Annotated in this window: 22 protein-coding genes; 2 read left to right on the plus strand and 20 right to left on the minus strand. The window is 52.7% G+C overall.

Annotated features, from left to right (window positions below; genetic code table 11):
• Positions 1–86: 86 nt before the first annotated feature.
• The 7 genes from VMF88_00815 to VMF88_00845 form a co-directional block, all read right to left on the minus strand.
• Entirely contained in the window at positions 87–632 is a 546-nt protein-coding gene (locus tag VMF88_00815) for a BMC domain-containing protein (GenBank protein ID HTY09586.1), read from the minus strand.
• A gap of 24 nt (positions 633–656) precedes the next feature.
• Positions 657–1,970 carry a 4Fe-4S dicluster domain-containing protein gene (locus tag VMF88_00820; GenBank protein ID HTY09587.1) on the minus strand — a complete coding sequence of 438 codons (1,314 nt, stop codon included), beginning with the start codon at positions 1,968–1,970 and terminating at the stop codon, positions 657–659.
• 115 nt (positions 1,971–2,085) lie between these two features.
• Complete coding sequence (locus tag VMF88_00825) at positions 2,086–3,654, minus strand: glycosyltransferase family 39 protein (GenBank protein HTY09588.1); 1,569 nt, start codon at positions 3,652–3,654, stop codon at positions 2,086–2,088.
• A 19-nt stretch (positions 3,655–3,673) separates the two neighbouring features.
• Positions 3,674–4,246: a hypothetical protein gene (locus VMF88_00830; GenBank protein ID HTY09589.1), complete on the minus strand. Its 573-nt coding sequence runs from the start codon at positions 4,244–4,246 to the stop codon at positions 3,674–3,676.
• 141 nt (positions 4,247–4,387) lie between these two features.
• Entirely contained in the window at positions 4,388–4,555 is a 168-nt protein-coding gene (locus VMF88_00835) for a hypothetical protein (protein ID HTY09590.1), read from the minus strand.
• 119 nt (positions 4,556–4,674) lie between these two features.
• Positions 4,675–7,176, minus strand: a complete 2,502-nt coding sequence (locus VMF88_00840) for a glycoside hydrolase family 3 C-terminal domain-containing protein (protein ID HTY09591.1) — start codon at positions 7,174–7,176, stop codon at positions 4,675–4,677.
• A gap of 204 nt (positions 7,177–7,380) precedes the next feature.
• Positions 7,381–8,136, minus strand: a complete 756-nt coding sequence (locus VMF88_00845; protein HTY09592.1) for a hypothetical protein — start codon at positions 8,134–8,136, stop codon at positions 7,381–7,383.
• Between the two features lie 30 nt (positions 8,137–8,166).
• Between VMF88_00845 and VMF88_00850 the strand changes: the two genes are divergently transcribed.
• Complete coding sequence (locus tag VMF88_00850) at positions 8,167–8,433, plus strand: hypothetical protein (protein ID HTY09593.1); 267 nt, start codon at positions 8,167–8,169, stop codon at positions 8,431–8,433.
• Here VMF88_00850 and VMF88_00855 read toward each other — a convergent pair.
• From VMF88_00855 to VMF88_00915, 13 genes are all read right to left on the minus strand, one after another.
• Positions 8,421–8,828 carry a hypothetical protein gene (locus tag VMF88_00855; protein ID HTY09594.1) on the minus strand — a complete coding sequence of 136 codons (408 nt, stop codon included), beginning with the start codon at positions 8,826–8,828 and terminating at the stop codon, positions 8,421–8,423. The two genes, VMF88_00850 and VMF88_00855, sit on opposite strands and share 13 nt — an antisense overlap.
• On the minus strand, positions 8,818–9,471 hold the full coding sequence (locus VMF88_00860) for a Panacea domain-containing protein (protein ID HTY09595.1): 654 nt from the start codon (positions 9,469–9,471) through the stop codon (positions 8,818–8,820). The genes VMF88_00855 and VMF88_00860 overlap by 11 nt, the downstream gene beginning before the upstream one ends.
• A gap of 398 nt (positions 9,472–9,869) precedes the next feature.
• On the minus strand, positions 9,870–10,709 hold the full coding sequence (locus VMF88_00865; protein HTY09596.1) for a hypothetical protein: 840 nt from the start codon (positions 10,707–10,709) through the stop codon (positions 9,870–9,872).
• Between the two features lie 62 nt (positions 10,710–10,771).
• Positions 10,772–12,817, minus strand: a complete 2,046-nt coding sequence (locus VMF88_00870; protein HTY09597.1) for a M28 family peptidase — start codon at positions 12,815–12,817, stop codon at positions 10,772–10,774.
• Positions 12,818–12,853: 36 nt separating this feature from the next.
• Complete coding sequence (locus VMF88_00875) at positions 12,854–13,345, minus strand: DinB family protein (protein ID HTY09598.1); 492 nt, start codon at positions 13,343–13,345, stop codon at positions 12,854–12,856.
• Positions 13,342–13,677 (minus strand): MGMT family protein, encoded by a 336-nt coding sequence (locus VMF88_00880; protein HTY09599.1) that lies wholly within the window; start codon positions 13,675–13,677, stop codon positions 13,342–13,344. Before VMF88_00880 ends, VMF88_00875 begins: the two co-directional genes overlap by 4 nt.
• 1 nt (position 13,678) lies before the next feature.
• A complete protein-coding gene (locus tag VMF88_00885) occupies positions 13,679–14,407 on the minus strand; it encodes an FKBP-type peptidyl-prolyl cis-trans isomerase (protein ID HTY09600.1) in 729 nt (242 codons plus the stop codon).
• 124 nt (positions 14,408–14,531) lie between these two features.
• Positions 14,532–15,755, minus strand: a complete 1,224-nt coding sequence (locus VMF88_00890) for a heparan-alpha-glucosaminide N-acetyltransferase domain-containing protein (protein ID HTY09601.1) — start codon at positions 15,753–15,755, stop codon at positions 14,532–14,534.
• 481 nt (positions 15,756–16,236) lie between these two features.
• Positions 16,237–17,394 (minus strand): metallophosphoesterase, encoded by a 1,158-nt coding sequence (locus VMF88_00895; GenBank protein HTY09602.1) that lies wholly within the window; start codon positions 17,392–17,394, stop codon positions 16,237–16,239.
• A gap of 39 nt (positions 17,395–17,433) precedes the next feature.
• Positions 17,434–18,678, minus strand: coding sequence for an MgtC/SapB family protein (locus tag VMF88_00900; protein ID HTY09603.1), 1,245 nt, complete (start codon positions 18,676–18,678; stop codon positions 17,434–17,436).
• A gap of 122 nt (positions 18,679–18,800) precedes the next feature.
• Positions 18,801–19,700: a CsgG/HfaB family protein gene (locus tag VMF88_00905; GenBank protein ID HTY09604.1), complete on the minus strand. Its 900-nt coding sequence runs from the start codon at positions 19,698–19,700 to the stop codon at positions 18,801–18,803.
• 223 nt (positions 19,701–19,923) lie between these two features.
• Complete coding sequence (locus tag VMF88_00910) at positions 19,924–21,951, minus strand: S9 family peptidase (protein HTY09605.1); 2,028 nt, start codon at positions 21,949–21,951, stop codon at positions 19,924–19,926.
• A 330-nt stretch (positions 21,952–22,281) separates the two neighbouring features.
• Positions 22,282–23,511, minus strand: a complete 1,230-nt coding sequence (locus VMF88_00915) for a PP2C family protein-serine/threonine phosphatase (protein ID HTY09606.1) — start codon at positions 23,509–23,511, stop codon at positions 22,282–22,284.
• Positions 23,512–23,764: 253 nt separating this feature from the next.
• Here VMF88_00915 and mutS point away from each other — a divergent pair, with 253 nt between their 5' ends.
• Complete coding sequence (mutS, locus tag VMF88_00920; GenBank protein HTY09607.1) at positions 23,765–26,410, plus strand: DNA mismatch repair protein MutS; 2,646 nt, start codon at positions 23,765–23,767, stop codon at positions 26,408–26,410.
• Positions 26,411–26,415 lie beyond the last annotated feature (5 nt).

Genomic DNA, 26,415 nt, shown 5'->3' on the forward strand with positions numbered 1-26,415 from the left:
ACCAATGACAATGAACAATGAACTATTAAGGAGCGGCACTCGATCCCAATGACTCTTGTTCATTGCTCATTGTTGATCGTTAATTGTTAAAGGACTTCTTTCAGAAGTTCTTTCCGCGGATTAGGGATGACCACTTTGTTGACAAGCAGGCCGCGTTCTGCGCATACTGCTCCTGCCGAATCAACCGCCGACCGGACGGCGGCAACATCTCCCGTCAATGTGACAAACGCTTTCCCGCCGAGCGCCATTGCGAGACGTATTTCAATGAGCTTGACGCGCGCGGTTTTTACGGCGGCGTCGGCCGCCTCGATCAACGAAGCAACGCTGAAGGCTTCGACTATCCCAAGCGCCTCAAGGACCTCAACCTGCGATGTTCCGGAAATCGCCGGGAAGACATCTTTGTGAACGTGAGGGATGACGAATGAATCGATGACCATACCCGTGCCGCTCACTGTGCCTCCATCGACGCTCGCGCGAACGGCAGCAACGTCGCCGCCGACCATGACGATGTATTTCCCCGAACAGATGCTGCGGGAGAGAAGCAATTCAACGTCCGCAGCCTTGAGCATCGCATCGCCAACCAAATATCCGGCGGCAATGCTGGAAAGTTCGATCAAGCCGATGGAATTCATTTCTGGCATGATTTTCCCTCGCGTCTATTTTTGTTCAATGACAATTTCTCCTTCACGCAGCGCGACAATACCCGGGATGCTGGCATGAATACGCGCACCGAGTTTCCCTTCCGGAATATCAGCGATGACTTCCCCTGCCTTCACAGCGCTTCCGGATCTCACAACCGGAGTCGCCGGCATTCCGATATGCTGGGACAAGGGTATCCGCACGCTTTCCGGACGAAAATTCCTTTCGCGATAATGGGCCGGCACGTCATAATCTTTTACGCCAAGTTTTCCGATAAGTTGTTTCAACGGAACGTGTCTCCCGTCGTAGATGGGATGAGGTTTCACGTCCCGGCTGCCGTTCCATGCTATTCCCTTTGCTTTGAGATCGACCTTTGCCTTGTCGCATGCTTCCTTCGGGTACAGATCTTCAGGACAAGCGTACAGCGTGCAGAGCCCGCAGGAGCAGCAGAGCTGCGCCCATTGGTTCCAAAGATCTTGGCCGGATGCCGTGAAGCTGAGGCTTCGCATGACCTTGTGCGGCTGCACATCGTAACCCAAGAGATACCGGGGGCAAAACTCCGTGCAGTAACTGCACTGGTCGCACGCCGATTTCCCAATGCGATGCTTCGATTGTTCGGGCAAACTTTTCCTTGTCATCAGCCGGTGTTCAACAGGCAGAACGACCAGGCCGGCGCAAGTTTTGGTCACCGGAAGGGACATATCCGTGGCGAGCTTTCCCATCATGATCCCGCTGACGAAAACAGCGTAGTCGGTGACCGTTGCTCCCCCCGCCGCCGCAATAACGTCTGCGAAGCTGATCCCAAGGGGAACGGTAAACGTTGACGGCTCTTTGACCGCCCCCGCAACCGTAATGCATTTTGCGGTGACCGGAACTCCTTCGGACGCATAATACATGTTCCGCAATGTCTCGACATTGTTGACGATGACGCCGATGTCGGCAGGGATGCCCTGCGGCGGAACGAGCCGTTTCGTCGTCTCATACACCAGAATGTATTCATCCCCTGTCGGATAATAATCTCCAAGCAGTCTCAGTTCGATGTTCGTCCTTTCAAGCGACGATTTCACAGCGCCGAGCCGTTCTTCGTATTTTTTCTTGACGCCCAGGATCCCTTTCTTCGCTCCCGTCGATGACATCAATTGAACCATCCCCTGGACAACGGGCTCGGGTTCCCGCACCAGCAATTCCAGATCCTTATGAAGAAGAGGTTCGCATTCCGCGCCATTTGCAAGAACGTATTCGGCGTTGGATGCCGCCTTAACATGCGAGGGAAATCCCGCTCCTCCGCAACCGACAACTCCGGCACTTTTTATTTTTTCATGGAAGGTCACGTTGAAGAACCATGTTGTTCATCGGGGGATTGATTCTTACGCATGGTGAACTCGTGACAATTGCCGGGCGCCGGTAACGGCGGACATTCGCCATTCGGCAATTGCCGTTCGACGATCATTCATAATGCTTTAATTGCGGCCACAATTCCCGGAGGGGCACCTTTAGATTCCGGCAGACATAGATGGCGAGGTTGTTTTCATACGGCATCGCATATTTACTTCTCACGGTATCCGCGATCGTCACACTTTCAAATCTATCGGTCTTCCCTTTCAAGTCTCCGCCGAGAATAATAACAAGCTCACCGGTATAATTGCGCGGCCCCCAGAGCCAATAATTGTTGTGCGGACCGATCGCTTTGGGCAGGTCATACTTCTTGGAATAATAATCGATCGCACCGCACCGGCCGTAATTATCCCCAAAGATCGCGCAGACCGCCTGGTCCTGCGGAGAAAGCGAATGATAGACCTTCGCCACCGCCGCCGCTTTCTCTTCCCACCCGAACATGTCCGCATAGAATTGAGGAAGACTGTCCAATTTCTTTCCTTCGGGAGTTGAAGGTTTTATCCCCAGAAGATCGGCGAAGCGGATGTACGTCTCGACTGGTAAGATTGGAATAGCCAACGGAGCTAAAAAAATTCCCGCGGCAACAACGACGCCGTACACGGGACGAATCCAGCGCGCTATTCCCGATGAGGTCCACTTTTCAATCGCGACGCCCCCGGCGGCGAAGAGAGCCGGATACGCCGGAGACAGGTATTCCGGTTTGCTGTGTCCGTTCACGAGCAGCACGGTCATTGCGGTAAGATAGATAAAGCCCAAGAGGCGGTAGCGTTTTTCCGTTCTCGAAAAGAGAACCCAAAAAAGGCCGGCGAGCCACAGCGGAAGAGTGACGGGGTTTTGCAGAAGCAGCTGCCCGCTGAGAAAGATCATCGGCGTGAGCGAGGAATATTTGTGGCCCGATGCATTCCCGATGAATTCGAGATGTGCCAGGCCGTGCGCTGCGTTCCAGAGAATAAAAGGAAGAAACAGCGCGAAGGCGATTCCGCCGGCGATGTACGGATATTCGGTCTTCAGCCAGCGTCGTTCCGAGGTTGCGGCAACGCCCGCCAAAATTCCCAGACCGAGCCAGAGGACGCTGATCTTATTCAGCAATCCCAGGCCCAGGAGGAATCCGAGCTGCAGCCAGTATTTTTTATCGCCGGTGTTTACAAGACGGACAAGCAGGTACGCAGACCAGGCCCAAAAGAGGAGATCGAATGCGTTCATTGAAAAAAATCCGTCCATCGCAAGAAGAATAAGCGACACCAACGCGGCGAGCGAAGCGATCCCCTGAGCAAACCTCCCGCCGCCGAGCTCCCGCGCCATAAGGCCGGTAAGAAAAACTGTTGCCGCCCCCGCTATGGCGGGAAGCAGACGGATTGCGAAGATCGAATCGCCGAACAAAAACCGGTTCACCACTAAAATAAAGATGGAAAGAGGAGGCTGATCGACGTACCCTGCGCTGAGATGCTCGCTGCATGCGGCATAGTAGAGCTCATCGCGGAATATGCCGTATCCGGCGAAGGCGTTCGTATAGAGATGAATCAATAATTTCGCGCAGGCAAACAGCAGAAGGAACAGTGTGCCGGGCGAAAGGATCGCTTTGCGGCCGGCTTGAAAGCTCTGTGAAAAGGTCTGAGACATCGGTCAGCGAACGATATTTCTAATTCTTCTGATGAAGATACGCCTTGAACCGGGCGGCAAAATCGGACTTCGGCGCAAAATTATTTTCTCTGGTGGTGAGCAGGATCTCTTTCGTCGTGAGGGTATTCCAGTAGACGACGGTGCTGTCTTTTCCCGGAATCACAACGCCGTTCGTCGCCACGAGAGATTGATCCCCTTTGATCACAAACCGGAGTGTATCGTTGTGGAATTCGTGCTTGAAGACATCGTCAAGATTGGCAAAAATCGCTTTTTCCGTCCAGACAAGGACGCTGTCCTCGATGGCCAGGCTCCGCTCTTTGACATACAGCCCGTCGTGCATCCGTTCGAGAAGATAATCGTCCCCCTTCCATGAGCGGATCGCTTCGTCGAAGTCTTTGGACTGCTTTGTCTGATCCGACTCGTCCGATTGTACATTACGCATTGTGGAAACAATCGTTCCGCTTTTTCCGTCGTCATTCATCGTGATTTTGTACTCGGTGATTTCACTTGCAAGACATCCGAGACCGGCAAAGGCAAGCAAAAGAGAGACGAAAAAGGAGCAACACTTCATTGGTGTGATCGGCTTTTCCATGATGACACTCCTTACCATTGTGAGACAAGCGGGAATATATCACGCCAGCACAAGAGCAATCGTTGTCAGCAAAAGTGTAGCGATTATTGGGGAGAGAAGCAAGAAAGGGGGGCAAAGGCGCAGCGGCATGAAAAGGGATCGTTATCTTATTCCCCGTTTTTTCTTTTCGATGATCACCTGGGCATCGACAGGAGCTGCGCAAAGAGGGCAGACATACCGCTTCGTCGTTTCGTTAAAATCGGGCTCGTTTGTCTGGTGACAATTCGGGCATTGTATCGTCAGCGGTTTTTCTTCGCGGGGTTTGGGCATGGTTCAGAGCCTGTTTCTTTTGTTCCCAACGCGGACGTTCAGAACGAGATACCGCATCCCTGGAGTGCGGCGCTCCCAATCGGAGATTGGGAGCGAGACTCGCAAAGCACGCCCCTCCGTTACTTCAATTGTATCGTTTCCTTCAACGGCAGATCTCGCGACGATGTTCCGATCAGGATTTGATACGTACCTTTCGATGTTGCCCATTCGGCTTTCACATCGTCATAATACGCAAACGAGCTGTTACCGAGATGGAGCGTAACTTCCTTTTTCTCTTTCGGCTGCAGGAAGACTTTTGCAAAGGCCTTTAGTTCTTTCTCAGGCCGGAGAACTTTCGCTCCGTCGTCATGGACATACACCTCCACAACTTCCGCCCCGGCCACACTTCCGGTATTCTCGACGCTGACGGTCACGGCGTATTCATTAGTTGCGCCATTAGCCGCAGGCACAACCTTTGGATCGGTAATGGAGAATTTTGTGTAGGATAATCCATAGCCGAACGGAAATCGGACATCGATCTTCTTCGTGTCGAAATGGCGATAGCCGACAAGGATGCCGTCGTTGTATTCCGTCTCGTGATTGGCTCCCGGATATGAACCGTACGCCGAACAATCTTCCCATTTCTTCGGGAAGGTGACGGGGAGTTTGCCCGACGGATCGACCGCTCCGGAGAGGACTTCCGCAATTGCCTGGGCTCCCTCCTGCCCCGGATACCATGCTTCTACAAGAGCGCTGACGTGGTTAACCCAGTCTTCCATCACGATCTGCGCCCCGGCTTCGAGCACGACGATCGTGCGGGGATTCGCTTTTGTCACAGCATTGATCAAATTCACCTGGGCCGCCGGCAGATCGATCGTCGGACGGTCAAACCCTTCTGATTCCTGCAGCTGCGAATCGCCCACAAACAGTATCGCCGCATCGCTCTTTTGCGCGAGGGCGACGACTCCGGGTATTTTATCCTCGCTCGGTTTTGCAAGCCCGAGCCGCGCGACCGCGCCCCCCTGATTTTCATAATATTCCATTTTAATGTCGTACGATTTTCCCGCTTCCATCACGTAATTGATGGTCCGGGCTTCCTCGGCATGCTGGCTCCAGTTGTCGATCAACAGCGTATCGTTGATATAAAAACGGACGCCGTCGTCGGTCGATACTGAAAATTCGAACGTGCCGGATTCAGCTGCATGGAGCGTCCCGGTCCACCGGACGGAAAAGCTGTCGACGCCGATTACTCCGGGGGCCGGACTTCCATCACCCCAGTCGAAATTCACGGTCGAGTCAACACGGCGGAGCGCCGGTTCTCCGTGCAGATCTTCATTGTTAAAATATTCTCCGAGCAAGCCTTTTTTACCCGGCTCGTTCGGAGGTGAGAGCAGATCGGAACTGATCGGCGTGATCGCTCCCGGCATTTCCGCTCCGATCAAATAATTGAAGGTCACAGCTTTTCCGAACATCCTTCTCAACGCGGCGAGCGGCGATTCAGCGGGAGATGGATTCACCATCGAGCTGCCTCCGCCGCCGGTGCGGGCGACGTTGGCGTTCGGACCGATAACCGCAACCGATTTCAGCGACGAGATGGAAAGAGGGAGCGCATTATTGTCGTTCTTGAGCAGGACGATTCCCCCGCGCGCGACATCCAATGCAACGGAACGCTGCGGAGCGGCGTCGGCCTGCGGCTTCTCGGACGGAACGGCATCGAAGAGTCCGAGGCGGAACATCACGCGGAGGATGCGTCTGATTTTATCGTCGATCGTCGCCTCCGTGACTTTGCCTTCCTTGATCAGCGGCATAAGCTTTTCTTTGTTGAGGAAGTCCCCGGTCGGCATTTCAAGGTCGAGTCCGTTATTTGCTGTTGCGAGCGTGCTGTGCACCGCTCCCCAATCGGACATCGCGAGCCCCTGGAACTGCCATTCTTTTTTCAGCGCTTGTTGAAGAAGGAATGTATTTTCGGCACAGAAGGATCCGTTCAGTTTGTTGTATGCTGCCATGATCGCGAGAGCCCCTCCCTCTTCAACGGCCGCTTTGAATCCGGGAAGATATATTTCGTACAGCGCACGCATGCCGACCTTGTTGTTGATGATATCACGCTCAAATTCCTGATTATTCGTGGCGTAATGTTTGACCGTGGCAGCGACGTTGCCGCTCTGGACTCCCCGGACATACGACACAGCGACACGGGAAGTGAGGTACGGATCTTCGCCGTAGCTCTCAAAATTTCTTCCCCCTTGAGGGACGCGATTGATGTTGATGCATGGCCCGAGGATGACGTTGCGGTCTTTGGCCTTCACCTCCTGCGAGATCGCCCATCCGTATTTTGCCGCCAGCGATGTGTCCCACGTCGACGCAAGCATGACCGCCACCGGAAACGCCGTGGAGGTTCCCCATCGGACTCCTACAGGGCCGTCGGTCATTTTCAGCTCAGGAATGCCGAGGCGTGCATTCGGTTTCGTGCCGAATCCGGTTCCTCCCAGCATGTCGATCTTTTCTTCAAGCGTCATTTTTGAAATCAAATCGTCGATCCGTTTCTCAACCGGCGTCTGCGGATCTTTGTATCCCCCTTCGGCAGAGAGCGCAAGCTGAACGAACAGCACAAGCATTGTGCAAAGCAAGAGTGAACGTTTCATGGAATTGGTCCTTCTTCTAATTGAACGTGAGATTAGCATCATTCCAAATTTCCGCCGGACAGCACGAAAACAGTTGTGAATGTAAGCAAAAATCAGACGGTTTCAAATTGAGCTCGCTTTTCGGTGGTGTTCCAGTTTGAGAGGAGCCTTTAATTTGAAACGGAATCGGGATGCAAATTTTCAGGGAGAGGAATTTGGCATACCCTATTTTTTATCCTTAAAGGGATACCTCTCTCCCTGTGGATCTTCCTGATCATCGTCGAAGTAGTTCATTCCACCGACCCTTCGGTAGCTTTTGGTCAAGAACTCCCATTGGAACGCGAAAACCGTTCGATGTTTCACGTCCCGATTGTCAAAGTAAACAATCTTCCCGTAAACCTGTCTTGCGTTATGAGCGGTATCTGGAACCCACCACTTACAGGAGTCAGGTTGATCGACCATTGTAGGCCTTACGGGGAGAACGTAAGTTTCTCCAGGAGAAAGACTATACATTTCTTTATCAATTCCTCCTGCCAGAAACATACTATCAATATATGCGAGAGTATCTCTCGCCAAGTATTCAAATATGTAGGTGATGGTTACCTTTTTGGCGGGAGTCTTACCACTATTTGTAATAGAAATCTTAGCCATTTCATATGGCTTTTTGAAATAAAGAGTATCGATTCGGCTTACTCCGACATAAGCTCGAAGTTCGGCATCGGTAGCAACTTTAGATATGCATGTTTGTATGCCACTGGTAATAACAAGACAGATGGTTACAAATCCCAAAATATAAGCGGAGCGATTTTTCTTGAAATCAGACAGCCAAGGGTGATTTATCTCATATGCTTTTTCATCCTTTTGGTCTTCGCTTGTCATTGTTGGCGAATCGCCTTCTGTCAAAAAAGGGGTATTGGCAGGTTTTTCGGCTATCTTTTTATTGGGGCTGTTTGCGGCTCTCTTTGCGTGTTTTTTTCCCATTTGGCGTTCCCCTAATATTTTTGGAGTGGTATGAATAAAGGTAATGAGAAAAACCTGAAAGAGAAACAACTAATGTTTTGCCTTAGTAAATGGCTTTCCAGAGAAGAAGCGTATGCACTGGCAAAATCAATGCGAACACCGGACAAGTGGTCTATTTACAAAATTGCAGAGAATCCGAATGCGCGGCATATTCGAGAGAGCGAGTCTTGGGTCGTGGTTCGGCCTTTTCGGAAGGGCGAAGCGGTTAGAGCCGGCGAGGGGATTTTTGAGGAGAAAAATTTGGATTATATGCTATAATCAAGGTCATTATAGCCAATTACTTCTTTGCAAAGAAGTGTTTTGATTGCCTCGTACGTAGTCTCATCAATTCTTCCTTTATAGTGCTTAAAAGAAGGAAATTCAAACGGTTGATAAAAATTCACAACCGCACATGATGATTCTTTGGGATTAAAGCCCTGGGCGATATCTTCGTACCCCTTATGAATTGGAAATGTAAGGCGGTCTGGTTTAGCAGAAGCAGACAAAGGAATTATATTGAAAATGGATTCGTGGTCTTCAACCAAGTCCCTTAACATGACAACAAGAACAAAGCGCGGCCCCTTAAAAACTCTCTTGGTGTCGTGAAGCTTGATGTCTTTGTCAATTGCAGACCACACCTCTCTGGGCTGTGGTAGTCTAATTTTAGGGATCATGCTGAGGGCGCAAATTCTCCAACGGTGCAAACTCCCTAATTAGTTCTTTTTGCTGTTTCCAGTTCACCGTAGGATATTTTTCTAAATGCTCTAACGCCCTTTTTCTCCCCTCCGTAATTGGATTCTTATAGTCTTTCATTGTGATGCAATCACCTACCAAAACATATCCTCCCGTTACCTTTTTGAAAAGCGAATTCTTGTAGTTGATTACTGGAGCAGTCGAATACACGATTCTTTCTAATTCATCGGTAGAATACTCACCATACTTGTCAACGACCCCATAAATGAAATCCTGAACTATTGAGGTTGGATAAAGATATTCTTCAGTTGTGCCGGTTTTTTGAATTGATACTTTTGCCTTTTCTGAATCCTCAAAACTCCTCTTTTTTCGCAGTTCCTTGAGATCCACGCTAAAAATTGAATGGCCACAGAGTTTCTCTATTTGCTTGTGATAATTTGCAATCACCGGACCATGTGGATATTTGATAAACTTCTCCCCTGAAAGTCTTTTCCCAAAATTCTTGATGAAAAGAAATTCTACGAGATAGGTCAACTTATTGTAGTGATAAAGTCCAATACCACTTTTTCGGTTGACTATCGTTGCAGTAACGCGATCGAGATTGGTTAGTTCGCCGGGCCGCATAGATAGGATTCTGTTACGAACGATTGATGAGAATGAGAACATGATTAACCTCCCATCTCTTTCCACCCAATCTTCATAACGGTTGGACACGTATAAATGTCGAAAAATATCTTCGGAGGGTCAATATTTTTACCAAGACAGAAAAAATATTTATTTTGATGTACTTCCGTACATAGGTAACAAAAATATCATATTTATTCAATGGATTTTCGGTAGTGATACAGTTTGAGAATTTCCATTCTCTCCTCCAAATTCAATTTGGGAGCGAGAGTGAAATCCCTCAGGGATATCATTCTGACACAAACGGAGTGTGAGTCCTGCCATCCAAATTAAAAAAATCACTGGCCAAAATAGGATATCACCTTTTTCCGATGCTTGAGTTGGGAAACGGCCTGGACTCATTTTTCATCCCCGGTTCCTTTCTCCCGGTCCAAGATCAGCGGGACGGATAGCGGAGGCTTTTGCCGCGCAGTGTCAACGGCCTTCTTCCGGGATTCACCGATCGCTTGGAGAGCCTGTTCATACGCATTATCGTACGAAACTCCTTTTGCCATCAACGCTCGCTCGTAAAGTTCCGTCGCGACGGAAAATTCGGTCTCTTCGCACGATATTTGCCCGTCGATCCAGATCTCATTTTGAGGGATGAAGCGGCAAGCCAGATCGTTGTCGCTCAAACCAAAATCGGGATAAATGTCGCGGCGGACCGCTGCCCCGTCGACGATCCAGATCGACATATCATCCCGCTCCCCCAGGAATACCCTGTAGATGTTGTGAAGGCTTATCGAATCGGGGAGGGATGCGATCTCCTTTACGCCGTCGCAATCGGTCGGCGAAACACGGGGAACTTCTTTCTCGTGTGCCCGGGAGAGCGAATCGTCCGCTCGCCGCATGCTCCGTTCAAGCTCAAGCGCTTGACCGTGCGCATTATCGTACGAGATCCCCCGCTTCGCCATCAGCGACCGTTCGAGCAGCTCGTGAGCAACGGTGTATTCGTATTCCTCACAACTGATCGCATTATCGATCCAGATTTCTTTTTGAGGAATAAACGGATACCGCTGCGGATTTCCGCCGTATAAAAACTCGGGATATATTTCCCGCCGGACGGCGGCGCCGTCGACGATCCATACGTTGAAGCCTTCCCTCATCCCGGCATGGAGCCGGTACATTCCGGTCACGCGATGAGCAGGGGGCGCAGCGGAGATGAAGAAGAGAAAAAAGAAAACGAGATATTTTTTCATGAATGCATCCCGGGGACGCTCAACAGCCAAAATACCGAATTCGGTATACCAAGCTTATTTTTTCACTTCCACTTGACCACCCCGACCTTCACAAGGTCGTCCAGATAATGAGCGACCGCTCTCGTCGGCACCGGCGAGTACTCGGCGCTGAGTGCATTCCTGATTTCCGAGACATTGTTCTTTCCGTCGATAAAGTTCACGAGTTCGAACCGCTCATCGCCGCCAAGCGTGAAGTCGGGCGAAGAATAATAGAGCGAATCGCTTCCCTTCAACTTGCTGGCAGGAAGGCCGAAATCGAGTGGACCTCTTGTCAGGCGAACGGGGATGCGCGTGTCGGGATTTTCGGCGGCAGAGTTCCCGTTCGCACCGCGGTGCAATGCGGCTTTCCGAAGCTCCTGGACAAAATATTCCTCCTGATGCCTGAGCTCATTGCTGGCTGCAGAGATCTCGCTTCCAACATTGCCGCTTTTGTTGAAGGTCAAGATCGATTCAAGGGTCCGGATCTCCCATCCAGCCCGATGGCCAACAAGATTGAGCGCATCATTCCATGCGGTGCCCACATTCTGTGCCGATGCTGACACAATATATTGGAGCGCTCGTCTTCCGGCGTCCGCCAAGCGCTTTGCAGAGTTTGCGTAGGTCAGGTGAACGAGGTCAACAGCCTGATCATCGCCGAGGTTCGCGAGATACAACATCGTGCTCGTTGAAATGATCTCCGTGCGTTCCAACTCGACCGGGTCGACTTTGTCCGGCGTGTCTTCCGACGTATGGTGGGTATAATCCGAGTGGCTGAACATGACCCCCGGAATCTTTCTGTCGATGAACATCATGTGGTCGCTCCCCCCTTCGTACGGTGTGATGCGGTAGTTGAATTGCGACAGGCTGCCGCGCGGCGTCCGGATGTCCATCCCGTCCACCATGTGCGCCATATTCTCTACGACATCGTTGAGAGCGGACGGGTTCGAATCCGGCGTCCTTGTTATACCCATCTCCGAATGGAGAAGGTCGAGGTTCTCACCGACCATATCGAGATTCATATTGGCAAGGAATTTCCCTCCAAGCTCCGGGCCGACAAGCTCGGGATGCGAGTCGATGTACGGCATCGTGCCGTTCCATTCGGGGACCCAAATGAACCGGAACGATCGCTTCGGTTTCGCCAGCCGCCCGTTGTCGGTCAACTCTTTTAATGTCCGCGCGATGTCAAGAATCGCCCCCGAGCCGCTCGCGTTGTCGTTGGAAGATTCCTTCGGGTGGTCGAGGTGTGCGCTGAAGACCATTTCTTCTTCAGGATGTTCCGTCCCCCGAATGTGCGCGACGACGACATCCATGAAATACGGTTCGAGGCCTATCCCTTTCACCTGCCCGTGCACGACGACCTTTTTCCCCGCCAGGAGCATGTCGCGGAGTTTCGTCCCCTGCCTGTTCGTGAGGTTGAAGCCGAACGTCACGCGGCTCAATTCATCCGTCCGCGGCCACATGCCGGTATATTGAAGCATGTCGGGATGTTCTTTTGCCCGGTCGTCATCAAGAAAACAGACGACCGCCTTCGCGCCGTACTTCAGGACTGCAAGACGGTGGACGGTGCCCCCGTATCCTGTCGCGAGCGCGATCTTTCCCCGCACATCCTTGCCGGTATAATCCTCATCCTTCTCGCCGCTGCCGACCCAGACAAGCTCGGCGGTGACGTCGCCGGGATCCGAGTACGTTATGACGCTCATCGCAATTTCAGGATAGCCGACGATCCGTTCGTCGTACGGCTCGACCATGCGCAGCTCGGCCCACGAAATATCCCAGCCGGACGGCGACTGCCATGTTTGGTAGGTCGTCTTGCCGTCGGATTTGAACGTTTCAATGTATGCGTCCTTCTCCGAAAAACCATAGCTCCGGAGCTTTCCGAGCACATAGTTCGCCGCATCTCTGTATTGACGCGATCCTTGAATCCGATGCCACCGCGTGATCTGGTAGACATGCTCTTTCGCCAGCTCGCCGCTGAGCGATTCATGCAGCAGGTCACGCGTTGTGTTATCAAGTAGGTTCGAGTGGTCCTGGCCGGCGAGGGGGGGCGAAAACACGATGGCGGCCGCAAGGAGGGGGATGAGGATCTTCATGAAATTTCCTTTCACATGAGAATTTTGCAGCGATGATTATTTTTTCTGAAGGCGCTTGAGCAATTGAATTTGGCCGGCGTGGTACACGTCATGCGAAACGATGCCGGACACCGTTTGAAGGGTTGTCCATTTGCTTCCGGAGGGATGTCGTTTGAGGTCGGAGGCTGTGAGGCCGGCGACCGCTTCACGCAAAAGCTCATGAGTGAGCTCAAGAAGCTCAATGTCCGTGCGCCATGCCTTTTCTGCGCCGTCGACGGGGCGTTTGAACCAATTGCTCCCTTTTAAGGGGAACGTTCCTTTTTTCTCCACCAGCAATTTCCGCCGCACAACATATTTCCAGTAAGCGCAATGAACGACAATTTCCCAAATGTTGTGCCTGGCGGGGGACGGCCTCCATGCCGCCTGCGGAGCGGTCAATCCCCTGATCGATCCGCGAAGATTCACGCCATGCCAGGCGTGTTGGTTGTACGATTCATCGATCGTTTGGAGAAGAGCCTCGATGGTGCCGGAGCTTTCGCTGCGTTTCATGCTGTCATCCTTTCAAGCCAGTGCATGACGCCGAATTTTTCAAGATCGACTTTCCCCTTTACAAAGACCACCCCCTCTTTTTCGAGCAGCTTTTTTTGCCTGTTGTGTCGTGCGGTTTTAGGAGGGAAAGAAATTTTTCCCTGTGCGTTGATGACCCGCTGCCATGGAACGCCGGAGCCGTGCGGAAGATGATGGAGCGCGTAGCCGACAAGCCGCTGCTGGCCGGGAAGCCCCGTCAGCTCTGCGACGTCGGCATATGACGCGACTTTTCCTTTCGGAATCTGTTTTATCGTCCTCCAAATCCGTTCATACTTGCCTGGCTCTTTCGGCATATCAATGTGAATGCCCCGCGGCGGTAGCTTTTTCTATTCCCAGAAGCTCGAGATCAAAGATCAGCACGGCGTTCGGCAGGATCTGGATTCCGCGCCCATCCGGTCCGTAAGCCAGGTCCGACGGAACATAGACCTCCCATTTCGACCCAACCGGCATCAATTGCAAAGCCTCCGATAATCCTTTAATGATCCCGTGCACGGGAAAAACCCCAGGCTTGCCAGTCTTGGCCGAGTTGTCGAACTCCGTTCCGTCGACCAGCGTCCCGCGGTAGTTGACCGATACCTGATCCTGCGACTTCGGCTTCTCACCGTTTCCCATCGTGATGACTTTATATTGGAGGCCGCTTGGAAGCGTTATCACTCCTTCTTTCTTTTTATTTTCCGCAAGAAAAGCTTCCCCTTCCTTTTTATTTTTCTCTCCGGCCGCTTTCATTTTCTCGGCGTGCGTTGCCATCATTTCCGTTTGAAAATCCATCATTGCCGACCGGAATTGTTCGTCGGTCAGGATCGACTTGCCGTCGCCGTTCATGTCTTTGAGCGCCTGGGCGAACGCGTCCGGGTTCAGCTCCATCATCCTTGGTTTCAAAAAATTCCTCTCAAAATCAACTCCCATGCCGTAGCTTACACTGTCCTGCAGGGTCTTTAATTCTGTTCTGTGTTGTTGGGCATTCTGACATGAGGAGAAAACGAAGCTGAGGACGATGGCTGCGAGAACTAAAGTATACTTCATTAATGATTTTCCTTATATGTGGCAGTGGGAAGACATTGCAAACGCTTCGGAATTATGACCATAATACGATTTTTATGCGGCGAATTCAATGAGGTGTTGAAGAAACGGAGAGAGAATTCCGGCTCTAGAGATAGCTAAGCCAGGGATCTTTTCTCCGCTTCTTGACCGCGGCGAACCAGCGGCATGCAGGATAGAGGGTCACAACGACAGCGGCCCAGATGAGGTAAACGAATCCGAGGCCGAACCCGTAGGAGTTCTCCCATGAACCGGGGGGCTGGTTTGAAAAAAGAAAGCCGACATCGTGAACAGTGAACGCGGCGACAACGATCGCCAAACAATGGATGAGATAAATATGAAGGACATAATAGAACATCGGAACGCGGCCGAAGATCACGAAGAAATCGGCAAGCCGTCCTTTCATTTTTTCCAGCACCGGAAGAAGCGCGATCGCCGGACCGAGGGTCATGAGGAGATAAAGGAGCGACGGCGGATATTTTTCACATTTGATGAACGATAGGACCGTGAAGACAAAATTCCTCTGTGCGGACCAGGGAACCGGGTCGCCGTAAAGATTCGTCGCGCGGATGACGATGAACGCGAGGATCATTCCAAGCCCGAGACGCAGGAGTATTTTCTTTCGAAGATGTTCCTCTTTCAACATCATCGTCCCGAAACCGTATCCCGCCGCCATCACGCCGACCCATGGGATGAGGGGATACAGCGCGATATAGACGTAATTCGGCCGGTAGAAGAAAAACCCGCCGCTGTGGATGATCTGCCACGGCCAGCCGAAGATCCCCATCTGCGCGGGCGTGACCGGGTCGAGCAAATTATGGAGCGCGATCATCGCCACGCCGAAGATAGCGACCGCCGTCGTCGGGAGGTAGATCAACCCGGACAGGACGATCATCGAAACACCGATCACCCAGATCACCTGGCCGAAGGAGAGCATATAATCGACGTTAAAAAGCCAGCCGAAACGGATCACCGTAAATTCGAGGACGATCAGCCACAGTCCCCGTGTGAGCAAAAATTTCGAGAGTTCCGGCTTTGTTTTGCCGCGCGACCCGGAGAGGAACGCTCCCGTTCCCGCAAGAAAAACAAAGACCGGCGCGCAGTAGTGAGTGATCCATCGGGTCAGGAAAAGCAATAAAGAAGTTTTTGAAAGATCGAGGGGGTCGAACCGGTAGTAAGAAAAGAAATCGCGGGTGTGGTCGAGCGCCATCACCACCATCACAAGGCCGCGGAGAAAATCGATAGAATCGAGCCGCGGTTTGGCCGGCGGGATCACCGTTGCCGGGGAATCAACCATGGGCGTGCGGTTCATCGTCGATGAGCTTTCCCTCATTGACAGTTCCTTCAACAAAAATGAAGAGGTCAATTCTCGGGTGAACACGATGCCCGAGGTCTGAAAATTTCAAGTCACAGTAATCGGCTATTTCGGAGGGGGGAAAAATTCAGGACAATGTGTGAGAAAGGGAGATGAAAGTCAAGGGAGATGACGGGCCGGTGATGTTGCAGATTGAGGATTCCCACTCTCGCTCCCAAACTCTGTTTGGGAGCGGCTTCGGTAACTCGTCTTTCGGCTGAGGAGATCTCTCTGTTCCCGATCGGAGATTGGGAACGAGAGAAAATGTTCACCCTGAGCGGAGCCGCGGCGCGCTCCGCTTGCTCCCCGAAGGGGTCCTGTAGGGACAGGATGAGCCGTCGCGGCGGAGTCGAAGGGCTACAGCTTGATTGTTTCCTTCAATCCGTCCATCTATTCAAAAGAACCTACTACCGAGATGACGGGCTGGCAGCGTTGCAGTTTGAGAATCCCCGGGTGCGTGTTACTCGAACTGAAGTTGGATGTTGATGATCTCCGGCCTGTTCCCCGTCCGGATGGGCGGTCCCCATGTTCCGACCCCGCACGAAACATAATAATGGGTGTTCCCTTTTTTCTTATAGCCCCAGCTGAGCTCATAGACTTTCTTCGTAATAAAATTGAACGGCCACAATTGTCCGTGATGCGTATGCCCGGAAAGCTGCAGATCGGCGCCGTTCTCTTCCGCTTCGGCAAGGCGAAACGGCTGATGGTCCATCAGGATGACGGGGCAGGTTTTATCGACTCCCGTCATCAACTCCGCCAGCGGCTTGCGCGTCTTTCCGGTGAAACCGCGGATGCTGATATCTTCCCTTCCGACCACATACACGCTGTCGGCGACCTTCACCCAGGCATCCCGCAGCATGGTGATGCCGTGTTCGACGAGGTACTTGCATGCCGGCTCCACTCCGCCGATATACTCATGGTTGCCGGTGATCGCGATAACGCCGTATGTCGACCGGATCTTTCTGAGCGTTTCGCCGAGATTATTTCTGATGACCGGACCGATATCCTCATCCACGACATCCCCGGGAAGAAGGACGAGATCGGGTTTGAGTGAATTGATCCGCTCGACAATTCTCTCGAGCTTGAATTTGCAGACGATCGTCCCGAGATGGATGTCCGAGGCGACGGCAATGTTGAGCGACTTCATCCCATACCCGTTCTTGGGGATATCGAGCTTCAGAGTTTTGATGCGCGGCGAGCGGGCGTTGATATAACCGCCAAGCACGATAACGGCGACGACGGCGACGACGGCCAGTGAGGTAACTTCCTTCGTTCGCTCTGGGTTCGCAGTAATCGCCGCGGGAAAAAATGGAACGATAAAATTCAACAGCCGCAGGATGTCGATCGCGAATGCGAACAGAAGAAAGTAGACCATTGCGGCGAGCCAGAACGACCCGAGCAAGACCAGCGTGCTGCTCAGCCACGAAAGCGATATCCGCTCGAGCATCCTTCCCGCGATGAACGAGACCGAGAGAATGAGAAATGCCGCAATGTAGACCGTCCGCCATGTTGATTGAAATCCGCCGGCTTCCCACTCCCTGATGAAAATATAATAGTTGATGAGCGCGTAAACCGACAGCGCTACGGAAAAGAATATGACGAAGTTAATTTTTCTCATCAGGGGATTGGATTAAAAGTGGAATGTTGCCAGGGGGCACTATGTACCGATGACGATCAGCGGCACATGGAGGAGCGCCCACAGCCCGTATGTCAACGCCGTTTGTTTTCTGGTTGATGGAGAGAGGACTGCGAAGTATGCCCCTTTCGCGATCGTGTTGCTCATCATCGCAATGATGACGGCGGGAACGACGATCGTCGAAACGGCGGTTGCGTCGTGGACGAGCGAGAGAATGAACGGATCGATATCGGTCACGCCGACGATCCCCGCAAGCCCGAGGACTCCCGCGTTGCCGATGTTCTTTTGGACAAGCCCGGTCACGACAGAAAGGATCACGAACAAGGCGGCGAACGCCATTGCCGGCCGGATCTCGAACGGGTTTTGCGGTGCCGGAATTGAATTCTCACCGCCTTTGGAATTCTGCCATGCGATCCTCGCGGACAACGCAACCCCGATAAAAAAAAGAACGACGAGTCTCCATCCGAGGATCGGAATGATCGACCCGTTGATGAGCCAGATAAGGATCAGAATACGCAGGTACATGACACTTCCCGCAAGGACCGCCGCCTGAAGCGCTTCGTTTGCGCGCGAAGGATTCTTCTGGGCGATGCGTCCAACCGCCATCGTCAGCGCCGTGCTCGAAACTGCGCCTCCGAGAGCCCCCGACAGCCACATGCCGACCTTCTGTCCAAATTTTTTTGACAGGAAGTAGCCGACAAAACCGATCGAGGAGACGAGAATGACGATCTGCCAGATGCGGGTAGGGTTGAGCTTGAAGCTGGTGTATTCCTCGTTCGGAAGCACCGGGAGGATGATGACGGTGACCAAGAGGAACTTGACCGTCGCAAGAAATTCTACCTTGTTAAGCCGTTCGACGTACGATTCGAGCGCGGCTTTTTCGGAGAGAAGGATCGTGTTGACGACGCCGATCGCCATCGCGATCCAGACGTCCACAAGAAGCGCGAGCGCTCCTGTGACGAACGTTAACAGCGCTGAGATCTCGCTCGTCGACCCGAAGCGTTCAACTTTGATCTTTGCGATGTACGCGATCGACGTCAGCGCGGCGATGGAGATCAGGCCGACCGGAAGCATGAGTGGTGCGCCGATCTTGTAGAACCATGCGCAGCCGAAACCGAGCATGCTGATGATCGGATGCGTCCGCACTCCCCCAAACACCATTTTCTGTTCTTCGAGCTTCGTGCTTTCCCGTTCGAGCCCAACGAGGAACCCGAGCGCCAGCGCAACAAGAAACCGGAGCTCGGGGGTCCATTCGAATGTGTTCATATGTTACGAGATATCATTTCTGTGTGTCGGACGCAGAATAAAGAAGACAGGAGTCAGAAGACTAAGCTCTGTATTCTGAATTCTGCCTTCTGTATTCTGTTTTTTGAATTCTAGCTTCTAAATCACTTCTTCACCCTCACGATATCCCCCGCCTTGATGTCCTTCCCGTCGGTGATCGTCGCTTTGCTCGCCTTTCCTTTCAGCGCATCTTCGATGACTTTGATGGAGCCGACTTTGGTCTCTTCGGAGCCGAGCGATGCGCCGGTATCGGGGTCTTTCAACTCTTCCCCCTCGCGATAGATGTCGAATTCTTGTCCGATCGTGACGTTTCCTTCGGAGCCGGGTTTCATAAGGAGCGTCCCGTCGGTGTTGACCTTCAGAACTTTGCCGGACCAGGGGACCTTCTCCATATTGTCCGTGATGAGCTTCACGCAGTTGTCGACCGCTTCGCGGCACGCCTTGCCGATATCGGTGTCGTTCCAGTTGCTGACATCGCTGAAGTCCATATCGTCGTACCGGACGCTGACGCCGGTCGTCGATTCCGACCCCTCTTCTTTTTCCGCCGCGATCACTTCGCCGGAGGTCGTATTCACCAGGCGAATATCGACTGCCGCATGGGCCGTCTTTTTGGTGATGCCGCCGCCGAAGATCGAAACGCCCCCCCCGACCGTATTCTGTTTCGTCCCGAATTCGCTGACGCTGCCGATGACGAGGAGTTCGACGCCGAGCGCCTTTCCGACTTTAGGGGCCGACTCGGGCGTCACCACGCCCGACTGTCCGAGTTTTTGTTCTTCAAGCACCTTGTCGAATTCCGCCCGCTCGATCACGATGAACTTCCCCGATTTTACCAGGGCCGTGGTCAGCATATCCGCAACCCCGATGCCGACGTGGCTGTATCCGCTTCCGGACCGGTCGTCAAAACGAGAAACTGCGATTCTTTTCTTGAGCTGTGCATCAGCGCCCGCCGAAGATAAAGCAAATGCAGCGAAAAGCGCAATGAGAGAAAGTGCCTTGTATTTCATAGAACCTCCGGATGGTCGATGAGTAAGATTGTTCTTTGAAATTTTGCTGCGTGAATATAGAAATTCCGCGAGAGAGAATCAATCAAAGTGCCGGAAGCGGGGTCCTTTGAACGGATGAACGGAGTAAAGAGAACGGGGCACGCTCTGCTCTTCGACTCCGCCGCGACCGCTCATCTTGCCCCAAAGATTCCTGCTTCCACGGTTTTGGACATTAAAACGCAGCTCACCCGGCAATCCCCAATTCCCTCAACAAGAAAGCGTTGACAAACGCCTGTTCTTTGTATGCATCGTAGCGTCCCGATGCGCCGCCGTGCCCCGCTCCCATATTCATTTTTAGAAGGAGCGTGTTGGAATCTGTTCTCATTGCCCGCATTTTGGCCGTATACTTCGCCGGCTCCCAAAACATGACCTGGCTGTCGTTCAGCGAGGAGGTGATGAGCATGGCAGGATACGTTTTTGCTTCGATGTTGGTGTAGGGGCAATACGATTTCATGTACTCATACTCTTCTTTCACGTTCGGGTTCCCCCATTCGAGATACTCGCCGACGGTCAGCGGCAACGACGCGTCAAGCATCGTGTTCACGACGTCAACGAACGGAACGGCAAGGTGAGCCGCTTTGCAAAGGTCGGGGCGCATATTCAGCACGGCGCCGATGAGCAGTCCGCCGGCGCTCCCTCCCTGAATGGCAAGCCGGTCGTGCGATGTGTAGCCGGCGGCGACCACATGCTCGGCGCACGCGATAAAATCCGTGAACGTATTTTTCTTCTTCATCATCTTGCCGTCGTCGCGCCATTCTTCTCCCATATCTCCGCCCCCCCGGACATGCGCGAGCGCGAAGACAACTCCCCGTTCGAGCAGGCTCAGACGGGGGATCGAGAAATCGACGGGAATCGAAATGCCGTACGAACCGTACCCGTAGAGCAGCAGCGGATGCGAACCGTCCTTTTTTATTCCTCTTTTATAGACGAGCGATATCGGCACCAGCGTCCGGTCGGACGCCTTTGCCCAGATCCGTTCCGAGACGAATTGGGACGGGTCGTATCCGCCGAGGACTTCAGTCTGCTTCAGTAAGACGATCTCCCCCGAATCCATATTGTATTCGAACACCGAACTCGGCGTAATGAACGATTGGTAACTGTAGCGGAATTTCGCGGTGCTGAATTCGGGGTTGGCTCCGGGGAAAGCCGAATAGACCGGCTCGGGAAAATTGATCTGGCGGATCGTATGCGTCCGGAAATCCAGGACGCGCAGGACGTTGAGAGCATTCGCCCGTTCGTAAAAAACCGCATGGTCCTTAAACAATGCGGCATCCTCCAGCTTGACCTCTTTCCGGTGCGGAAGGATTTCCGTCCACCGTTCCGGGGAGGGGTTTTCAACCGGGGTTGCTACAAGCCGGAAATTCTTTGCATTTTTGTTCGTCCGGATGTAGAAGAGACCTTCGCGGTGTTCGACGGAATACTCATGCCCCTCTTCTCTCGGCATCACCAGTGTAAACCTGCCGTTGACCTCGCCGCTCGGAAGGTAACGGACCTCGCTTGTGACCGAACTTTCTGAAGAGAGAAAAATATACTTGCGGTCGTTCGAACGGCCAACCCACGCTCTGTAGAGCTCGTCCGTTTCTTCATACAACACATCATCCCGGGAATTCCCAAGGACATGCCGCTGCAGTCTATACGGACGCTTTGCAGCGTCCTCTTTCACGTAGAAAATCGTTCTGTTATCCGATGCCCATTCTGCACTGTTCACCTGCCCGAGTTCATCCGGCAAATTTGTCCCCGTCTGGAGGTCCTTGACGAATCCTTTGTATTCTCGGAAACCGGTCGTATCCAGGGAGTACAGCAGCAACTTTCCGTCATCACTGATTCTGTACAAACCAAGGGAGAGGAATTGGCGCCCTTGGGCGAGCTCGTTCAGGTCAAGCGTGATCTCTTCCGGTTCCTCAAGCGTGCCCTGTTTGCGGCAATGAATCGGGTATTGTTTTCCTTCTTCGGTGCGTGTGTAATACCAATAATCGCCGTACTGATACGGTACACTCAGGTCGGTCTGCTTGATGCGGCGGAGAATTTCCTTGTAGAGTTCACCGTGCAAACCCTCGGCTGGCTTCATCACCGATTCGGTGTACTGGTTCTCCGATTCAAGATAAGCGATGACGTCCGGGTTGGTTTTATCTCTCAACCAAAAATAGTTATCCACCCGAACGTCGCCGTGAATGGCATCAATCTTGGGAATTATTTTTGCAACGGGAAACAAGAGAAAAGATTAACAATTAAAGTGCAAAGATGAAAAATGGAGAGCAAAGGAACATGAGATGCCGCCTCAAAGACAGTTCCAACGCAGAATGTGCATGCAAATTTCCTGAGGAGCGCAGCGACGAAAGCCGAAGGCATCACGTTGGATTACATGGATCCGACTTCCGTTCTCGTCGTCCTGAATGACGATGATCTGGCTATGCTCCTTCAGAATGAAGTCATGATGAATTTTTGAGATAGCTTCCAGAAATTGATAGCTAAAAATAAAAAAAGGGGGAATCATGGTCGCATTTTTAATTCTTAATATTTAATCTTTCATTTGCTCCACATCCTACTTGGTTCTTTTCACGACAACGATTGTCCTGTCGTCCGAGTATTTCCCTTTCGCGGAGAATTTTTGGACATCCTCCAGGATCAACCGGGCGATATCCTTTGCCGCTTCATGCTTCAATTCCATCAGCTTGTCCGTCAAACGTTTTTCGGAGTACTGATTTCCGTCCGCGTTCATGGTTTCCGGCACTCCGTCCGTGAACAGGAGAAGCACATCCCCTTTGCCGATCATCGCCCCTTCGCTTCTGAACACCTGATCGGGAAAGGGACCGATAACATTCCCGGTCGACTCGAGGGTTTCCGTCGAATTCGTTTTTGCCCGGTAGAGAATGGGGTTGGGGTGACCGGCATTCACGTAGACGCACAGCCCCTGTTTATCGTTGATCAGCTCGGCATAGAAGAGGGTCAGGAACCGGTCGTCGCTGAATGCCCGGTGCACGAGCGTGTTGAGGTTGCGGATCAGCGCAGTGATTTTTGTCTGATAGGACGCCCCCATCCGGAGCGCACCGGAGACATACAGGGCCTGTACCGCAGCCGAAATCCCTTTGCTCGCCGCGTCGCCGATGACGATGCCGATCCGGTCGTTTTCATCGCTGACGATATAATCGAAAAAGTCCCCTCCGACGACCCTGTCCGCCACTGAAATGCCGAACAGCTCAAAATTGTGGAACCGAAGCTCGTGCTCGGGAAGAATGCTCCGTTGAATCTCGCGAGCCTTGTCGAGGTCTTTTTCAAGCTGCGCGCTCTTCCGCTCGATATGCCTGCTTTTAAGCATCGACGTGACGGCGATGCCGATGATATTCAGCGTCGGCGCGACCTGGTCGTGCGTGAGGGCCGTGTTGAACGACATGACATAGCGGTAGAGGTCGGTATCCCGGACCTTGACTAGCTCTCCAACGCCCGTCGCCGAGTACTGGAGGATTCCTTTGCTGCGCAGATATGCATTCGTCTCCTTGGCGACGATCGTACGGTGTTTCGGAAGCATCTTGAACATCCGGTACTCGTTGATCTTCACGAGAAAATTCGGCTTGATCTTTTCCATCGCTCCGACCTGAGCGACCAACTCGTACGCGAATTTGTTGGCGTTCAGTTTCCAGACACGCCCCCCCTGAATTTCGATCCTGTCGTTCTGGACGATCTGATGAAGCACATGTTTGAGAAGGTCTTCGCTCGACTCAAACTTCCTGCTGTCAAAACTTTCGATTGTTTTATGTAATAATCGTTGATTCATAAGAGTCAGATTGGGGATTGATGTTCGTGGCTGTAAAATGTACTGAGATAATGGAGAAGAAACAAGGCGGAAGAGAGAAGGCAGAAGATAGAAGACAGAATACAGAAGTCAGAATTCAAAAGCCAATTCCATCCTTCCTGTTCTTTGTTTCTTGCCTTATTCTGTCTTCTGTATTCTGTCTCCTGACTTCTGTATTCTGTCTCCTGCATTCTGTCTTCTTGTTTTCCCCTCCTTTTTTCCCTACCTTTTCACCATGTCAACGCCGCTGATGAAACAATACGCCGAAGTGAAGGCGAAGTATCCGGGGACGATACTTCTTTTCCGAATGGGAGATTTTTTTGAGACGTTCGACGAGGATGCCAAGATCACGTCGCGCGTCCTCGGCATCACGCTTACCCGCCGCGGCAACGGCGCCGCCGGCGAAACTCCGCTTGCCGGCTTCCCTCATCATGCACTCGATACCTACCTCCCGAAGCTTCTCAAAGCCGGGCTCCGCGTTGCGGTCTGCGAGCAGATGGAGGACCCGAAATTCGCCAAGGGAATCGTGAAGCGGGATGTCATCGAAGTCGTCTCGCCGGGCGTTGCTTTCTCCGATAAAGTGCTCGATCAGAAGCAGAATAACTATCTGGCAGCGGTCGCGCTTCCTTCTGCGGTCGCCACCGGCGACGACACGATCGGATTTTCCTATGTCGACATTTCTACCGGTGAGTTTGCCGCGTCGGAGATCCCATTCCGCGAACTCGAACAGCAGATCAACTCCGTGATGCCGTCTGAACTCCTTGTCCAGAAAAGAGATAAGGAGACATTGCAAGCGCTCTTGAAGGCCTCCTACAACGGTCTTTTTACGACGATGGACGATTGGGTATTTCATTTTGATTACGGCTATGAGACGCTCGTCCGCCATTTTCAGACGCAATCGCTGAAGGGCTTCGGCATCGATACGATGTCGGTCGGCATCGCCGCAGCCGGATCGGTGATGCACTATCTGAACGAGACCCAGAAAGCGAACCTCGCTCACATTCAGAAGATCGTCCCGCATGATATCTCGGATACCATCGTTCTCGATGGATCGACGAAACGGAACCTCGAGATCACGTCTTCCTTCGGCGGAACCTCCGACGGAACGCTTTTCTCAGTCCTCGACCGATGTATGACGCCGATGGGGGGCCGGCTTCTAAAAAAATGGATCTCGCATCCGCTGAAAAGCCTCGAACAGATCCGATGGCGTTCAAACGGCATTTCTTCGCTGGTGGAACAGAGCTCGACGCGGAAAAACCTATCCGCAGAACTTGCCGAGATCGGAGACGTCGAGCGGCTCATCGCAAAGATCGCCACCGGGAGAGCGACGCCGCGCGACATGGTCGCCATGAAACAGATTCTCCGCCGGATCCCCGTGTTGAAAAAAATTCTCGCGGATATCACCGCCCCGACGGTGGCCGGGATCAATGCGGCCCTTCAAACGCTCGACCCGGTTGCCGACACTATCGAACGGGCGATCGCCGATAATCCGCCGATGAGTCTGGCCGACGGCGGCGTGATCCGCCGCGGATACAATACGGAGCTCGATGAGCTGACAACGCTGGCGCATTCCGCGAAAGAGTGGGTCGCCAACATGCAGAAGAAGGAGCGGGAGCGGACCGGAATTTCTTCGTTGAAGATCGGCTTCAACAATGTCTTCGGCTACTACATCGAGATCACCCACACGCACAAGGACAAGATCCCGGCCGATTACATCCGCAAGCAGACGATGACGAATGCGGAACGGTTCATCACTCCGGAGTTAAAAGAGTACGAGGAAAAGATCCTTCACGCAGAAGAAAAGATCCTCGCACTGGAAACGAGACTCTTCAACGAACTCCGCCTGATCGTCGCGTCCCACGCAGGGGTCATCCAGCAGAATGCGCAGCAGATCGCAGTGGCCGATTGCCTTGCCTCGCTCGCGCAGGTAGCCGAAGCGAACAACTATGTGCAGCCGGAGGTCAACGATTCTTCCCGGCTGTACATCGAGGAGGGACGGCACCCCGTCATTGAGATCCTTCTCCCGGTCGGAGAAAAATACGTCTCGAACTCTGTCTCCCTCGACACTGCCGAAAATCAGATCCTTATCATCACCGGCCCGAACATGAGCGGGAAATCTTCCTATCTCCGCCAGGTCGGCCTGATCGTTCTCCTCGCTCAGATTGGAAGCTTCGTTCCCGCCAAGAAAGCGGCGATCGGGCTGGTCGATAACATCTTTACCCGAGTCGGCGCGAGCGACAATATTGCTTCCGGCGAAAGCACATTCCTTGTGGAGATGCACGAAGCCGCGAACATCGTCAACCGGGCAACGTCGCGAAGCCTTATCCTTCTGGACGAAGTCGGACGGGGGACGAGCACGTTCGACGGCATCAGCATCGCCTGGGCGCTGACGGAATATCTGCACGAGCATATCGGCGCGCGGACGCTCTTCGCAACGCACTATCATGAGCTGAACGAATTGGCTGAATTATTTCCGCGCATCAAAAATTACAAGGTGGATGTGCGGGAATACGGCGACAAGGTCATCTTCCTTCATACCGTCACTCCGGGTACAGCAGACCACTCCTACGGAATCCAGGTAGCAAAAATGGCCGGCCTTCCCGAAGAATTGACCGAACGGGCGAAGAAAATCCTGGACAATCTGGAAGAAACCCAGCTCCGCCCTCATGGAACCGAGGAGAACGGCGAACAACCCGGCGAGAAGCCCCGGTCGCGAAGAGGAATTGCGTCGAAGAACAGCGGGGAGAAGCTCCAGCTGACGATGTTCGAGATGAAAGACGACGAACTGCGCGCCACCCTCAACAAACTGGAGATCGACTCCCTGACACCGCTTGAAGCGCTGAAGATCTTGGCGAAGCTGAAAGAGAATTCTGCGGGGTGATGAAG

It is taken from the genome of Bacteroidota bacterium, from assembly GCA_035506275.1.
Classification (GTDB): domain Bacteria; phylum Bacteroidota; class Ignavibacteria; order UBA10030; family UBA8401; genus JAGVPT01.